Consider the following 14,775-nt stretch of genomic DNA (forward strand, 5'->3'; position numbering starts at 1 on the left):
TCCAGCGCCTCCGGCAGAATGATGTTCGGAACTGTTGCGTCACAGCGGCCTGATATTCGACCCTGTCCGCCATGACGACTGTGGATACCCGAGCCGTACACGCCGGCCGCGACGACCTGGCGGCGCTGGGCGTCCACGCGCCTCCCATCGACCTCTCCACCACCAACCCGCTGCCGTCGGTCACCGACGGCGGCGACGCGTACGAGGCCCTCGCCACCGGCGGGACCCTCCCCACCGGTGGCAGCGCCGTCTACCAACGGCTCTGGAACCCCACCGTCGCCCGCTTCGAGACCGCGCTCGCCGAACTCGAAGGCACCACCGACGCCGTCGCCTTCGCCAGCGGCATGGCCGCCCTCACCGCCGCCCTACTCGCCGCCACCCGCGACGGCCACCGGCACATCGTCGCCGTCCGCCCCCTCTACGGCGGGACCGACCACGTGCTCGCCACCGGGCTGCTCGGCACCACCGTCACCTGGGCCCGGCCCGCCGAGATCCGCGCGGCCGTTCGCCCCGACACCGCCCTCGTCGTCGCCGAGACCCCCGCGAACCCCACCCTCGACCTCGTCGACATCGCCGCCCTCGCCGACGCCGCCGGCGACGTGCCGCTGCTGGTCGACAACACCGTCGCCACCCCCGTCCTCCAGCAGCCCGCCCGCCACGGCGCCGCCCTCGTCCTGCACAGCGCCACCAAGAGCATCGGCGGCCACGGCGACGTCCTCGCCGGCGCCGTCGCCTGCGACGCCGAGTGGGCCAGCCGCCTGCGCCAGGTCCGCGCGCTCACCGGCGCGATCCTGCACCCCCTCGGCGCCTACCTGCTGCACCGCGGCCTGCAGACCCTCCCCGTGCGGGTCCGCGCCCAGCAGGCCGGCGCCGAGAAGCTCGCCGCCTGGCTCGCCGACCACCCCGCCGTCGCCCAGGTGCACCACCCCTCCCGGCACGACCCCGCCGGGCTGGTCGGCCGCCAGATGTCCGGCACCGGCAGCCTCCTCGCCATCGAGGTACGCGGCGGCGCCCCCGCCGCCGCCACCGTCGCCGGCGCCTGCCGCCTCATCACCCACGCCGTGTCCCTCGGCGGGGTGGACACCCTCATCCAGCACCCCGCCTCGCTCACCCACCGCCCCGTCGAGGGCGACGCGAAGCCGGCCGGGGGACTGCTGCGCATCTCGGTCGGCCTGGAAGACCCCGAGGACCTGCGGGCCGACCTCGCCCAGGCCCTGGCCCGCGTCGTCTGACCGGTCTACCGACCCGGCCTCAGCGCAGGTCGCGCCCCGCCAGCACGCGCCGCGGCGAGCCCTCCCGGGCCACCCGCAGCATCGCCCGACCCAACCGGTCCGTGGTGGTCACCTGGTTCGGGAAGAGCCGTCGCAGCAGCGGAAAGAGCGGACGGGTGACCGCGTACCCCAGCCGGTACCAGCGGGTCTTCGACACCACCCCCTGCGTGGGCAGAATGAACCCCACCCGGGCCGCGTAGCCGTGGGGCAGCAGCGCGATCACCGCGTTCTCGGTACGCCCCTTGACCCGCGCCCACATCACCCGGCCCCGCTCCGAGGAGTCGGTGCCGACACCCGAGACGTAGACAAACGTCGCCGACGGGCTCACCTCCGCCAGGAGCCGGGCCGCCGCCACCGGGTAGTCGTAGCTGATCCGGGTGTACGTCGCCTCGTCCATCCCCAGGGAGGAGACGCCGAGGCAGTAGAAGCAGGCGTCGACCCCGGCCAGCTCGTCGCGTACGCCGTCCAGGTCACCCAGGTCCGGGATCGTGACCTCCCGCAGCTTCGGATGCCGCCGACCGGTCGGCGTCCGACCGACCACCAGCACGTCCGTCACGTCGTCGGCGAGCAGGCACTCCCGCAGCACACCCTGGCCCAGCATCCCGGTCGCGCCGAACACCACCACTCGCACCGTCGTACCTCCGCGTCCGTCGCCACGAGCCGGGCCACCGCGTCGGTGACCTTGCCCCGGCGCCGGCGCGACCCCTCGTGACGGCGCTCGGTCGCCAGAGCGAGGAGAGCGTAGCCCTACTGATCGGTCAGTCGCATCGCGTGACCTTCGGCGGGGCTCGGCACCCGACCTGACCCTCGGCCGACCGGCCCGCCTGATCGCGCGGGCGGCCGGCGCGCACCGGAGCGTCAGGACTTCGGCCCGACGTGGCGGTCGAGCGCCGCGACCGCGGCCCGGCGGGCCACGGACAGCGAGTCGGGCCGGTTCCTCCGCCAGGCGACGCCGAGCAGGTCCAGCGCCCACTGGCAGAGCCCCAGGATGTCGGCCGACTTGTTGCTGAACAGGTAGCGCGGGTAGACGTACTCCTTGCCGCGCACCCGCACCCGGTTCGCGAACCGCGCGCCGTCGGAATGGAACAAGCCCCGCAGGAATTCACCTGGGTGGGCGGTCACGATCTCGCGTTGCCACCCGGCGAGGACGATCGGCCGCTCGTGCTTCTTACCCGGGCCGTGCTGCGGGAGCAGGCACGGCCAGTGCTTCCCGTAGCTCTGCACACTCACGCACCCCTTCTGCTGGATCCGCTGAGTGGAACCGGCCAGCACCGCCTTCATGGCCGTTTCGCAGGCGTCGATGAGGTCGGGCCAGGCGTTGGAGCAGTAAATCCCTAACACGGGCACCCGGGCGGAGGTGACCAGGTGCCCGTCGTCCAGATAGAGACCAAGCAGATAGGCGTAGGCGCCCGGATCTGCCGGATTGTCGACGTCCTCCCGGCAGCGGAAGCAGCGTAACTCGGTGCCGCGCCGCTTCCGTTCCGGCCGATCTACACACCAGTGGCGAACAGTGGGATAGGGGAGCCGGAGCTGCTTGGCGATTTCCCCCACAGTGCTGCCGGCCAGGTACTGCCGTCGGGCGCGAGCGCGAACCTCGGGTGGATGCACGGAAGCATCTTCGAACGCACGTATGACAGCTTTTGGTGCCCTCGGTGGGATTCGAACCCACACTGGATGGATTTTGAATCCATTGCCTCCTGCCGGTTGGGCTACGAGGGCGTTCCGTGATTCTCGCCCAACAGGGTACCCACTAGGCTAAGGGCGACGACACCCGGCATGGCGGGTGTCGGGTTCTGACTGGTGGGGGTAGGGCTCGTGGCCGAGACGCAGACGGATGCCGAGCGCAGGCGCGTACTGATCGCCGAGGACGAGGCGCTCATCCGGCTGGACCTGGCCGAGATGCTGGTCGAAGAGGGCTACGAGGTGGTGGGGGAGGCCGGCGACGGCGAGACCGCCGTCCGGCTGGCCGAGGAACTCAAGCCCGACCTGGTCATCCTCGACATCAAGATGCCGATCATGGACGGGCTGGCCGCGGCCGAGCGGATCGCCGGCGCCCGGATCGCTCCGGTGATCATCCTGACCGCGTTCAGCCAGCGGGACCTGGTCGAGCGGGCGCGGGCGGCTGGCGCGATGGCGTACCTCGTGAAGCCCTTCCAGAAGAGCGACCTGGTGCCGGCGGTGGAGATCGCGCTCTCCCGCTACTCCGAGATCGCCGCGCTGGAGTCCGAGGTCGCCGGGCTGACCGACCGGCTGGAGGTCCGCAAGACCGTCGAGCGCGCCAAGGGTGCGCTGATGACGACGTACGGGATGACCGAGCCGCAGGCGTTCAAGTGGATCCAGCGCACGGCGATGGACCACCGGATGACCATGAAGGAGGTCGCCGAGCGGATCATCGCCGAGACGGCCGGTGGTGAGGTGACCCGCCCGGCCTCCTGAGGGGCGGACGGTCGGGGGGCGCGCCGCGCGTCCCCTGATCGATAGCATCGGATCCGTGTCCGTTCGGCGGGTGGTCGCGGTGCTCGGTGTCGTCGTCGTGCTGCTCGGCGGCTGCACGTCCGGAGGCTCGGACGGCGACGACGAGCCGCGGCCGGTCGAGGTCGGTTGGCAGTCGCTCGACCTGCCCGCGCCTCCGGGTCCGGCGGGCCGGTTGCTGGTGCGCGACGCGGTGGCGTGCGCCGGCCGCTGGTTCGTGGTGGGGGGCGTCGCGGATTCGGCGGGGGGCACCCGTCCGGCGGCGTGGACGAGCGTGGACGGGCTGGCCTGGCGCGGCGTGCCGGTGCGCGCGGACTCGTTCTACGGGCGGCAGAACGTGCTCTACGCGGTGGGCTGCCGTGCCGGTGTGGCCGCGGTGATCGGCGCGAAGGTGGGCGGTGCGCACGGTTACCCGCGGATCAGCACGTGGCGGCAGGCGCCGGACGGCGGTCTCGTGGAGGTGCAGGCGCCGTTCGAGACGTTCGGCGGGCCGAAGGCGGTGAACGTGTCGCGGCTGGCCGGTGGCCCGGGTGGTTGGTTGATCACGGGTAACCGGTCGAGTGGGGCGGCGGCCTGGGTGTCGGCCGACGCCGCGGAGTTCGCGCTGGTGGAGGGCGCGCCGCAGTTGGCGAGCGACGCGGCCGGGGTGAGCTGGGCCTTCGACGCGGTGGCCGGGCCGGAGGGTTGGCTCGCGGTGGGTGGTGTCCTGCCGGCGGGGCGGATCGACCGGGATCCGGCGGTCTGGGTGTCGGCGGACGGGCGTTCGTGGCGGCGGACGGTGCTGCCGGGCAGCCGGGACTACGAGGAGCTGCAGCGGGTCGCGCTGGTCGACGGGGTGCCGGTGGCGGTGGGGCTGCGGGGCGGCACGTTCGGTGCCTGGCGGCAGGAGTCGTCCGGGTGGGTGGCGGCGGGCGCGTTCGGTCGGCGGGCCGGTGCCGGGGTGCCGTCGGTGACGGGCCTGGTCGCGGCCGGCGGTCGCCTGGTGGCCGCGGTGGCCGACGGTGAGCGGCATTCGGTGTGGGAGTCGGCGGACCGGGGGGCGACCTGGCGCCCGGTCTGGACTCCGGTGTCGCCGGCGGCGGGGACCGACCGGGACGTGGCGGTGGTGGCGGTCGGGGACCGCTGGTGGTTGGCGGCGGACGACGGCTCGCGCGCCGGGTTGTGGTGGGCGCCGGTCCCGTCCGGACTCTGAAGCCGAACGATCAAGGCGTCGTCACGCTGAGTGGTCGATCGAATACAGGGTGGCCGGTGGGTCGCCGGCTCGGTCGACCGTCGGGTGAACTGCCTGGTGGGCGAGCCGACGAAAGCCGTTTGTCGCCTCCCATTGCAGGCCCTTAAGGACCGTAAGTCGGATTGACCTGTGACAACTATCTGATGGTTCGCGCGCGTCTTCGTAACGGTTTCGCAGACCCCGCCATTAGGCCTTCCGAGACGGTGTGCCGTGTCGGTACGCTCCGCCATCACGAGCCGTAACGCAGGGGGCGTCCCTGCGGGGTGGGTGGAACTGCGGGTTGCTGCTGTCCCCGGGTACGTCGGGTCAGCGCGGGCCCGCATCTGGAGGAGGTCAGGAAGCCGTGAGGCGAAGCTATGTACGGGCGCTGAGCACCGCCGCGCTCGCCGCGACCCTGGTCGTGGCCGCTGGTTGCCAGGACTCGGGTGGCGAGGGTGGCACCGCGTCGGGCGACTGTGGTGGCAAGATCGCGATCTTTGGTGCGTTCACCGGTGACAACGCCGGTCTCGTCATCCCCTCGCTGAACGGCGCGAAGCTCGCCGTGAAGCAGTTCAACGAGGCGAACCCGGACTGCAAGGTCACCATGCAGGAGTTCGACACCCAGGGCGACCCGGCGGTGGCGACCCCGTTCGCGAACCAGATCGCGGGCGACAACTCGTTCCTCGGTGTCATCGGTGGTCACTTCTCCGGTGAGTCGGACGCGACGATGCCGATCTACCAGGCCGCTGGCCTGGCGATGGTCGCCCCGTCGGCGACCCGGACCGACCTGACCCAGAAGGGCAACACCTCCTTCTTCCGGGTGGTCGGCAACGACGGCACGCAGGCCGGCGCGGTGGCGACCTACCTCAAGTCGCAGAACGCGCAGAAGGTCTTCATGGTCGATGACGCCAGCGCCTACGGCGCCGGTATCACCGAGGAGCTGGGCAAGCAGCTGGGCCCGCTGGTCGTGAACAAGGACAAGATCCAGGAGCGGCAGGCGCAGTTCGACGCCACCATCTCGAAGATCAAGTCGGCGCAGGCGGACTTCGTCTTCTACGGCGGTTACACCCGTGAGGCCGCGCCGCTGGTGAAGCAGATGCGGGCCGCCGGTGTGCAGGCCAAGTTCGTGGGTCCGGACGGCCTCTACGACACCGCCTTCCCGGAGGGCGCGTCGGGCGGTGCCGAGGGCGCCATCATCACCTGCCCGTGCCTCCCGGCCGACAAGGCCGGCGGCACCTTCTCCGCGGACTACCAGAAGGAGTACGGCATCGCGCCGGGCTCCTACGGTGCGGAGGGCTTCGACGCCGCGAAGATCTACCTGGACGCCTTCAAGGACGGCAAGAAGAGCCGGGCGGACATCCTGGCGTACGTGAAGTCGTACGACAAGCAGGGCGTGTCGAAGTACATCAAGTTCGACTCGAAGGGTGACGTCGACCCGTCGAAGGTCGTCATCTGGGCCTACCAGATCAAGGGCACGGCGATCGAGCCGCTGCAGGAGCTCAAGCTCAGCTGACGCCTACGCGATGGAGTGCGGCCGGGGTCTTCCACCCCGGCCGCACTCGATTCAAGGAGACCCCCGGTGCATTTCGATGAACTGATTGGCCACCTCGGCCAACACACGGTCGACGGGCTGTCCAAGGGTGCGATCTACGCCCTCATCGCCCTCGGCTACACCCTCGTCTACGGCGTCCTTCGCCTGATCAACTTTGCTCACTCCGAGGTCTTCATGGTCGGCACCTTCGCGGTGCTGATCCTGTGGAACCAGCTCGGTGTGGAAAATAACCCGCCGGTCGGCCAGGCGATCCTGTTCCTGGTGCTCGGTCTGCTCGTCGCCGCGGTGGCCTCGGGCGGCACGGCGTTGGCGCTGGAGCGGATCGCCTACCGCCCCCTGCGCCGGAAGAACGCGCCGCCGCTGATCTTCCTGATCACCGCGATCGGCCTGTCGCTGGTCTTCGTGGAGCTCTTCGGCCAGGTGCTGCCCAAGCTGCTCGGTGATGTCCTGCCGGCGGCGTTCGGCCGGCCCCGGCAGATCGTCGGCATGCCGACGATCGTCCAGCAGGAGACCCTGTTCTCCATCGGCAACACCGCGATCACGAACATCCAGGTGATCGTCTTCGTGGCGGCCGTGGCGATGATGGCGGTGCTGGACTGGTTCATCAACCGCACCCGCTACGGCCGGGGCGTGCGGGCGGTGGCGCAGAACCCGGAGACCGCCGCGCTGATGGGCGTCAACCAGGAGCGCGTGATCATGCTGATCTTCGTCCTCGGTGGCATCATGGCCGGCGCCGCCGCTCTGCTGTGGAGCATGCGGTTCGGCTTCACGCAGAACAGCATCGGTTTCGTGCTCGGGCTCAAGGCGTTCACCGCCGCGGTGCTGGGCGGCATCGGTAACCTGCGCGGCGCGCTGCTGGGTGGCCTCTTCCTCGGCGTCGTCGAGGTCTACGGCGCCACGCTCTTCGCGTCCAACTGGGAGGACGTCATCGCCTTCGTGGTGCTGATCGTGGTGCTGATGTTCCGGCCGACCGGTCTGTTGGGCGAGTCGCTCGGGAGGGCCCGCGCATGATCGACAAAATTCGCTCCGCCGACCGCCGCCGGGTGAGCCTGCTGACCGGCATCGGCGACCGCTGGCGGGCGCTGACGAAGTGGCAGCAGGCCCTCGGCCTGGTTGCCTTCGTGGCGATCCTCTACTACCTGCCGCTGCTCGGTATCCCGGGCCTGACCTGGTTGCGCACCGACTCGATCGAGGGCGGCAACAACTGGGCGGGTGTGCTCTTCGTCTGTGCCATCTACGTACTGGTCGCGATCGGTCTGAACGTGGTGGTCGGCCTCGCCGGCCTGCTCGACCTGGGCTACATCGGCTTCTTCGCCATCGGGGCGTACAGCGTGGCGCTGTTCGGCTCGGTGAACTCGCCGGTGGTGAAGTGGATCCAGCAGGAGTTCGACCTGCCGCCGACCTGGGCGGTGACCTGGGCGATCTGCCTGTTCATCGCGATCGTGCTGACGATGATCTCCGGGGTGCTGCTGGGCTGGCCGACGCTGCGGCTGCGCGGTGACTACCTGGCCATCGTGACGCTGGGCTTCGGCGAGATCATCCGGATCGTGGCCCGTAACGCCACCGGGCTGACCAACGGTCCGGTGGGCATCTCGGCCATTCCCGGCCCGGAGGGTGCCCCCTCGCCGGACAACAAGGTCTTCGGTCTGATCGACGCGAAGCCCTGGTACTGGCTGGCGATCACCTTCGTGCTGATCATGGTGTTCCTGGTCCGCCGGCTGGAGCGCAGCCGGGTCGGCCGGGCGTGGCTCGCGGTCCGTGAGGACGAGGACGCCGCGGCGGTGATGGGCGTGTACCCGTTCAAGTTCAAGCTCTGGGCGTTCGCCATCGGTGCGGCGCTCGGCGGCCTGTCCGGCTTCCTGTTCGGCAGCCGGAACGCGTTCATCGACCCCACCCAGTTCAACGCGAACCTCTCCATCCTCTTCGTCGCCATGGTCGTGGTCGGCGGCTCCGGCAACATGCTCGGTGTCTCGCTGGGCGCGGTGCTGCTGGCGTACCTGCCGGAGCGGTTCCGCGACTTCGCCGACTACCGGTGGCTGGTGTTCGGTCTGGCCATGGTGCTGGTCATGATCCTGCGTCCGCAGGGCCTCATCCCCAGTGGACGGCGGGCCCGGGAGTTGAAGGACCGCGCGGCGGAGGCAGAGGAGGCGCCCGCTCATGTCTGACGAGACCACCAGCACGGCCGCGCCGAAGATCCCGGCGCAGCCCGGGCCGCGGCCCGTGCTGCTCGATGTCGACAACGTCACGCTCCGCTTCGGCGGCGTGGTCGCCCTCGACGGGGTCAACTTCCAGATCCACGAGGGCGAGATCCTCGGTCTGATCGGTCCGAACGGCGCCGGGAAGACCACCACGTTCAACGTGATGACCGGGGTGTACCGGCCGACCGCCGGGGCGGTCCGGTTCCAGGGTCAGAAGGTCACCGGTCGGAAGCCGCACCAGATCAGCCAGTTGGGCATCTCCCGGACGTTCCAGAACATCCGGCTGTTCCCGGAGATGACCGCGCTGGAGAACGTCATGGTCGGGACGGACTCCCGGCACAAGACGAGCGTTCCGGGTGCGCTGTTCCGGCTGCCCCGGCTGAAGCCGAAGCCGCACGAGCTGCCGCAGGTCACCGCCCCGTCGGGGATCCAGCGGTCGTGGCAGGAGACGCGTCGGGCGTTCGCCAAGACGTTCGGGCTGTCCCGGTACGTCCTGGAGGAGCGGGCCGCCGAGGCGAAGGCGATGGAGCTGCTGCGCTTCGTCGGCATCGCCGACCGGGCCAACGACGAGGCACGGAACCTGCCGTACGGCTACCAGCGCCGCCTGGAGATCGCGCGGGCGCTGGCGACCGAACCGAAGCTGATCTGCCTGGACGAGCCGGCTGCCGGCTTCAACCCGGCGGAGAAGGAAGAACTCCTCACGCTGATCCGCAAGATCCGTGACATGGGCCTGACCGTCCTGCTCATCGAGCACGACATGCGCCTGGTCATGGGGGTCACCGACCGGATCGTGGTGCTGGAGTTCGGCCGCAAGATCGCCGAGGGTGCGCCCGCGGAGGTCAGCCGCGATCCGAAGGTGATCGCCGCGTACCTGGGGGAGTCCGTCGATGACGCTGCTTGAGCTCGACAACGTCACCGTCGCCTACGGCCGGATCGAGGCGTTGCACGGCATCAGCTTCTCGGTCAACGAGGGGGAGGTGGTGGCCCTGATCGGCGCGAACGGCGCCGGCAAGACCACCACGATGCGGGCCATCTCCGGCACGCGCTCCCTGTCCACCGGCCGGATCACCTTCAACGGCGAGGACATCAGCAAGCTCCGGGCCGACCTGCGGGTCGTCCGGGGGTTGTGCCAGTCGCCGGAGGGCCGGCAGATCTTCCCCGGCATGACGGTGATGGAGAACCTGGACATGGGGGCGTACACCCGGCGGGACTCCGCCGGCATCGCCGCCGACCTCGACCGGGTGCTCACCCTGTTCCCGCGTCTCGCCGAGCGGCGCAAGCAGCCCGGTGGCACGCTCTCCGGCGGTGAGCAGCAGATGCTGGCCGTCGGGCGGGCGCTGATGAGCCGGCCGAAGCTGCTGCTGCTCGACGAGCCGTCGATGGGTCTGGCGCCGATGGTGATCCGGCAGATCTTCGACATCATCACGGAGATCAACCAGCAGGGCACGACGATCCTGCTGGTGGAGCAGAACGCCCAGCAGGCGCTGTCCCGGGCCCACCGGGGTTACGTGCTGGAGACCGGTCGGATCGTGAAGGAGGGCTCCGGTCAGGACCTGCTGCACGACCCGGCGGTCAAGGAGGCGTACCTCGGCGTCGCCTGACGTCCCACGGCGGACGGCCGTCCCCGGAGGCACCTCCTCCGGCGGCGGCCGTCCGCTTTTTCGCCCGTGGTGCGGTCGCCGGGGATGTCGGTGGCACGGGCTAGAGTCGCCACGTGACAGCTACGACGCCGCGCCTGCTCCTCGTCGATGGACATTCCCTGGCATACCGGGCCTTCTTCGCCCTGCCGGTGGAAAACTTCTCCACCACGACCGGGCAGCCGACCAACGCCGTCTACGGCTTCACCTCGATGCTCATCAACGTGCTGCGCGACGAGCAGCCCACGCACATCGTCGTCGCCTTCGACGTGTCCCGCCGCTCGTTCCGCACCGAGAAGTACGCGGAGTACAAGGCCGGCCGCAGCGAGACCCCGACCGACTTCAAGGGTCAGGTCAGCCTGGTCAAGGAGGTCCTCGCGGCGCTGCGCATCCCGGTGGTCGAGATGGAGGGCTACGAGGCCGACGACGTCATCGCCACGCTCGCCTGCCAGGCCCGCGACCAGGGCATGTCGGTGCTGATCACCACCGGCGACCGCGACGCCTTCCAACTGGTCGGCGACGCGGTCACCGTGCTCTATCCGCGCAAGGGCGTGTCCGACCTGGCCCGGATGGACCCGGCGGCGGTCGAGGCGAAGTACGGGGTGCCGCCCGAGCGCTACCGCGACCTGGCGGCGCTGGTGGGCGAGACCAGCGACAACCTGCCGGGTGTTCCCGGTGTCGGGCCGAAGACCGCGGCCAAGTGGATCACCACCTACGGAGGCGTCGACGGCGTCGTCGCCCGGGCCGACGAGATCAAGGGCAAGGCCGGCGACAGCCTGCGCGAACGGCTCGCCGACGTGATCCGCAACTACGAGATCAACTGCCTGGTGTCCGACCTGGAGCTGCCGCTGCGCCCGGAGGACGCCCGCTGGGCCGGCTGGGACCGGGAGGCCGTGCACCAGGTCTTCGACACGCTGGAGTTCCGGATCCTGCGCGACCGGCTCTACCAGTACCTGGAGGCGGTGGAGCCGGAGGCCGAGTCCGGCTTCGACCTGGCCGGCGAGGTGCTGGCCACGCCCGGCGCGGTGCGCGGCTGGCTCGAGACCCACGCCCCGGCGGGCACGCCGGTCGGGTTGGCGGTCACCCTCGACACCGGTCCCAACCGGCGGCACACGGCCACCGTGACCGCCCTGGCGTTGGCGACCGCCGGCGGGGCGGGCGCCTGGGTCGACCCGAGCCGGTTGGACGCCACCGACGAGGCGGCGCTGGCCGGGTGGCTGGCCGACGCGCAGCGCCCCAAGGTGCTGCACGACAGCAAGCCGGCGGTGCTGGCGTTCGCCGCCCACGGCTGGTCCCTGGCGGGGATCGCCCGCGACACCCAGATCGCGGCCTACCTGGCCCGTCCCGACCAGCGCTCCTACGACCTGACCGACCTCGCCCTGCGCTACCTGCACCGCGAGCTGCGCGTCGACGCGCCGGAGACCGGTCAGCTGACCCTGGAGGGGCTGGGCGACGAGGGTGAGGCCGAGCAGAACCTGATGCTCCGCGCCCGGGCCACCCTCGACCTGGCCGACGCGATCGACGCGGAGCTGTCCCGTGACGGCGAGCAGTCGGCCCGGCTGATGGCCGGGGTGGAGCTGCCGCTCATGCGGGTGCTCGCCGAGATGGAGCGCACCGGCATCGCCGCCGACACCGACTACCTGTCCGAGCTGGAGGCGCACTTCGCCGCCGAGGTGAAGGCGGCCGCCCAGGGCGCCTACGAGGCGGTCGGTCGGGAGTTCAACCTCGGCTCCCCCAAGCAGCTTCAGGAGATCCTCTTCGGCGAGCTGGGCCTGCCCAAGACCAAGAAGATCAAGACCGGCTACACCACCGACGCCGACGCCCTCCAGTGGCTCTACGCGCAGAACCCGCACCCGGTGCTGGAGCACCTGCTGCGCCACCGGGACGTGGCGAAGCTGAAGTCGACCGTCGACGGGCTGCTCAAGTCGGTCTCCGACGACGGCCGGATCCACACCACCTTCAACCAGACGGTGGCCGCCACCGGTCGGCTCTCCTCCACCGAGCCCAACCTGCAGAACATCCCCATCCGCACCGAGGAGGGGCGGCGGATCCGCCGCGCCTTCGTGGTGGGGGAGGGCTACGAGTGCCTGCTCACCGCCGACTACAGCCAGATCGAGATGCGGATCATGGCGCACCTGTCGTCCGACGACGCGCTCATCCAGGCGTTCAACTCCGGCGCGGACTTCCACGCCGCCACCGCCTCGTCCGTCTTCGAGGTGCCCGTCGGCGACGTCACCCCCGACCAACGGCGCAAGATCAAGGCGATGAACTACGGCCTGGCGTACGGGCTGAGCGCGTTCGGTCTCTCCCAGCAGCTCTCCATCAGCACCGAGGAGGCGCGCGGGCTGATGGAGAACTACTTCGCCGGCTTCGGCGGGGTGCGCGACTACCTCCAGGAGGTCGTGGCCCGGGCCCGGCACGACGGCTACACCGAGACCATCCTGGGTCGCCGCCGCTACCTGCCCGACCTGGTCAGCGACAACCGGCAGCGCCGGGAGATCGCCGAGCGGATGGCGCTCAACGCCCCCATCCAGGGCTCCGCCGCCGACATCATCAAGGTCGCCATGCTGCACGTGGACACGGCGCTGCGCGACGCCGGCCTGCGTTCGCGGATGCTGCTCCAGGTGCACGACGAGCTGGTCTTCGAGGTGGCACCGGGCGAGCGGGCGGCGCTGGAGGAGCTGGTCCGGCGCGAGATGGGCGGCGCCTACCCGCTGTCCGTCCCGCTGGAGGTCTCGGTCGGCGAGGGCCGCGACTGGAACAGCGCCGACCACTAGGTCGGCAGTGGCTAGCGGCCGGGGCCGCGGCGTGCCTTCGGCGGGGCGCCGTGCCGGTCGAGCGCCCGTCGGGACGGGCCGCCGGGTGGCGGCAGCGGCCCCTTCAGCGGGTCGTGCCCCCAGTTCATGAGCGACCAGCGCCACCTGGTGTTGCGGACGTCCCCCGAGGGGCGCTGCGCCATGTGCCGCCGGACGTAGCCGATGACCTTGCGCATGTGCTTGAAGTCGGCCTCGGACAGGTCGGCGCGCTTGCGGCGCAACAGACTTATGATCTTGCGGCCGGACTCGTGCCCCACCGACTCGCCGCCCCGGCTGCCTTTCTTCCGCCAGCCCACGTGCTTGGACTCGTCGCGCTCCAGCCACCGGGACAGCTCGGCGGGCTTCATGTTCACCGCCTCGGTGAACTCCCGATAGGTGTCCCGCCCCTCGTCACTCCCGCTCACGGCGCAACACCTCCGGCCGGTGGGCGACGTCGCGCCCCGTCGTGTCGTGGCGGACCCGGTACTGCGGCTGATCCTCCGAGGCGTCCACCGCGTGCCCCCGGACGTGCGTCCGGTCGACCAGTTTCTCCTTGACCACGCCATACGCCCGGCCGCTGTGACTGGCCCAGGAGACGTGGTCGCCGGCGTGGAACTCCTTCTCGGCCATGCCGTCGGGTACCCGGGGCCGCCGGGTGGAAACGACGCCGGTCAGGGGGTGATCTCAGCGATCGACCGCGGGTGCGGCGGGCCGCCTCACTCGGGCTTCTCGGCCACGAAGATGGCGGTGCCCGGGAACAGTCGGCCGCGCAGCGGGCTCCACTGCCCCCAGATCCCCTCGTGTCCCGCGGGCCACTCCGGCTCCACCAGGTCGACGAGGCGGAACCCGGCGCCGACCAACTCCCGGACCCGGTCGCCGAGGGTGCGGTGCTGCTCGACGTACGTGGCCACACCGGCGTCGTCCTGCTCCACGTACGGCGCCCGGTCGAAGTAGGAGTGCACGGCGGTCAGCCCGCCCTCGCCCGGGTCGTCGAGGAAGATCCACCGCATGGGGTGGGTGACCGAGAAGACCCAGCGGGCGCCGGGGCGCAGCACCCGGAACACCTCGCGCATCAGCGCCGCCGAGTCGGCCACGAACGGGATCGCCCCGAACGCCGTGCAGGCGGTGTCGAAGGCGCCGTCGGCGAAGGGCAGCGCGAGCGCGTCGGCCTGCACCAGCGGCACGCGTACGCCGGTGCGGTCGGCGGCGAGCGCGGCGTGCCGCAACATGCCGGCGGACAGGTCCATGGCGACCGGCCGGGCGCCCTGGGTGGCCAGCCACCGCGCGGCGGACGCGGCGCCGCAGCCCACCTCCAGGATCCGCCGCCCGGCGAGCTCGCCGAGGAGTCGGGCGTCCGCCTCGCGCACCCCCTCGGGGCACCAGACGAAGTCCACGTCGCCGAGGAACGCCCCGTGCTCGGCCTGGTAGTCGTCGGCGTCGGTGTCCCACCACCCGCGGTTGGCCCGTCGCGCCTCGGTGTCGCTGACCCGGCGCCGGGTCACCCGGCTGTCGTCGTCCACCCGCTCACGCTAGGGCCCGGGCGCGCCGCCGGCACGGTGGGGGCCCGGCCCGGCGCGCCGCCGCGCCGGCCGGTGCGGCGGTGGCGGCGGTACGGGCGTGACAGGTGTGACGCGCGAGAC

Annotated in this window: 14 protein-coding genes and 1 tRNA gene; 9 read left to right on the forward strand and 6 right to left on the reverse strand. The window is 71.1% G+C overall.

The annotated features are described in order from the left end of the window. Positions 1 to 71 precede the first annotated feature (71 nt). Positions 72 to 1,232, forward strand: coding sequence for a trans-sulfuration enzyme family protein (locus GA0070620_RS30835; protein WP_091596909.1), 1,161 nt, complete (start codon positions 72 to 74; stop codon positions 1,230 to 1,232). 19 nt (positions 1,233 to 1,251) lie between these two features. Here GA0070620_RS30835 and GA0070620_RS30840 read toward each other — a convergent pair whose 3' ends face one another. The 3 genes from GA0070620_RS30840 to GA0070620_RS30850 all read right to left on the reverse strand — a co-directional run bounded on the left by GA0070620_RS30840 (position 1,252) and on the right by GA0070620_RS30850 (position 2,990). Then, entirely contained in the window at positions 1,252 to 1,902 is a 651-nt protein-coding gene (locus tag GA0070620_RS30840) for a Rossmann-fold NAD(P)-binding domain-containing protein (RefSeq protein ID WP_091596912.1), read from the reverse strand. Between the two features lie 227 nt (positions 1,903 to 2,129). Further along, positions 2,130 to 2,879, reverse strand: coding sequence for a transcriptional regulator (locus tag GA0070620_RS30845; RefSeq protein WP_091596915.1), 750 nt, complete (start codon positions 2,877 to 2,879; stop codon positions 2,130 to 2,132). Positions 2,880 to 2,912: 33 nt separating this feature from the next. Continuing rightward, positions 2,913 to 2,990: transfer RNA gene (locus tag GA0070620_RS30850), tRNA-Leu, on the reverse strand. Positions 2,991 to 3,086: 96 nt separating this feature from the next. On the opposite strand from GA0070620_RS30850, the gene GA0070620_RS30855 reads away from it, so the two are divergent. The 8 genes from GA0070620_RS30855 to polA all read left to right on the forward strand — a co-directional run bounded on the left by GA0070620_RS30855 (position 3,087) and on the right by polA (position 13,117). Then, the gene (locus GA0070620_RS30855; RefSeq protein ID WP_091596917.1) at positions 3,087 to 3,707 is read left to right on the forward strand and encodes an ANTAR domain-containing response regulator; all 621 of its coding nucleotides are present in this window, start codon (positions 3,087 to 3,089) and stop codon (positions 3,705 to 3,707) included. Positions 3,708 to 3,762: 55 nt separating this feature from the next. Continuing rightward, a complete protein-coding gene (locus GA0070620_RS30860) occupies positions 3,763 to 4,935 on the forward strand; it encodes a hypothetical protein (protein ID WP_157741735.1) in 1,173 nt (390 codons plus the stop codon). Between the two features lie 382 nt (positions 4,936 to 5,317). After that, the gene (locus GA0070620_RS30865) at positions 5,318 to 6,466 is read left to right on the forward strand and encodes a branched-chain amino acid ABC transporter substrate-binding protein (protein ID WP_091596923.1); all 1,149 of its coding nucleotides are present in this window, start codon (positions 5,318 to 5,320) and stop codon (positions 6,464 to 6,466) included. Positions 6,467 to 6,532: 66 nt separating this feature from the next. After that, positions 6,533 to 7,516: a branched-chain amino acid ABC transporter permease gene (locus GA0070620_RS30870; RefSeq protein WP_091596925.1), complete on the forward strand. Its 984-nt coding sequence runs from the start codon at positions 6,533 to 6,535 to the stop codon at positions 7,514 to 7,516. Further along, positions 7,513 to 8,670 carry a branched-chain amino acid ABC transporter permease gene (locus GA0070620_RS30875; RefSeq protein WP_091596928.1) on the forward strand — a complete coding sequence of 386 codons (1,158 nt, stop codon included), beginning with the start codon at positions 7,513 to 7,515 and terminating at the stop codon, positions 8,668 to 8,670. The genes GA0070620_RS30870 and GA0070620_RS30875 overlap by 4 nt, the downstream gene beginning before the upstream one ends. Then, positions 8,663 to 9,604, forward strand: coding sequence for an ABC transporter ATP-binding protein (locus GA0070620_RS30880; RefSeq protein WP_091596931.1), 942 nt, complete (start codon positions 8,663 to 8,665; stop codon positions 9,602 to 9,604). Before GA0070620_RS30875 ends, GA0070620_RS30880 begins: the two co-directional genes overlap by 8 nt. After that, a complete protein-coding gene (locus GA0070620_RS30885) occupies positions 9,591 to 10,304 on the forward strand; it encodes an ABC transporter ATP-binding protein (protein WP_091596934.1) in 714 nt (237 codons plus the stop codon). Before GA0070620_RS30880 ends, GA0070620_RS30885 begins: the two co-directional genes overlap by 14 nt. Positions 10,305 to 10,417: 113 nt before the next feature. Continuing rightward, complete coding sequence (gene polA, locus GA0070620_RS30890) at positions 10,418 to 13,117, forward strand: DNA polymerase I (RefSeq protein ID WP_091596937.1); 2,700 nt, start codon at positions 10,418 to 10,420, stop codon at positions 13,115 to 13,117. Between the two features lie 11 nt (positions 13,118 to 13,128). Here polA and GA0070620_RS30895 read toward each other — a convergent pair whose 3' ends face one another. From GA0070620_RS30895 to GA0070620_RS30905, 3 genes are all read right to left on the reverse strand, one after another. Further along, the gene (locus GA0070620_RS30895; RefSeq protein WP_091596940.1) at positions 13,129 to 13,560 is read right to left on the reverse strand and encodes a DUF3140 domain-containing protein; all 432 of its coding nucleotides are present in this window, start codon (positions 13,558 to 13,560) and stop codon (positions 13,129 to 13,131) included. Next, positions 13,547 to 13,765 (reverse strand): hypervirulence associated TUDOR domain-containing protein, encoded by a 219-nt coding sequence (locus GA0070620_RS30900; RefSeq protein WP_091596943.1) that lies wholly within the window; start codon positions 13,763 to 13,765, stop codon positions 13,547 to 13,549. The genes GA0070620_RS30895 and GA0070620_RS30900 overlap by 14 nt, the downstream gene beginning before the upstream one ends. Positions 13,766 to 13,851: 86 nt before the next feature. Further along, positions 13,852 to 14,655 carry a class I SAM-dependent methyltransferase gene (locus tag GA0070620_RS30905; RefSeq protein ID WP_091596946.1) on the reverse strand — a complete coding sequence of 268 codons (804 nt, stop codon included), beginning with the start codon at positions 14,653 to 14,655 and terminating at the stop codon, positions 13,852 to 13,854. Between the last annotated feature and the right edge of the window lie 120 nt (positions 14,656 to 14,775).

The organism is Micromonospora krabiensis, assembly GCF_900091425.1.
GTDB lineage: Bacteria > Actinomycetota > Actinomycetes > Mycobacteriales > Micromonosporaceae > Micromonospora > Micromonospora krabiensis.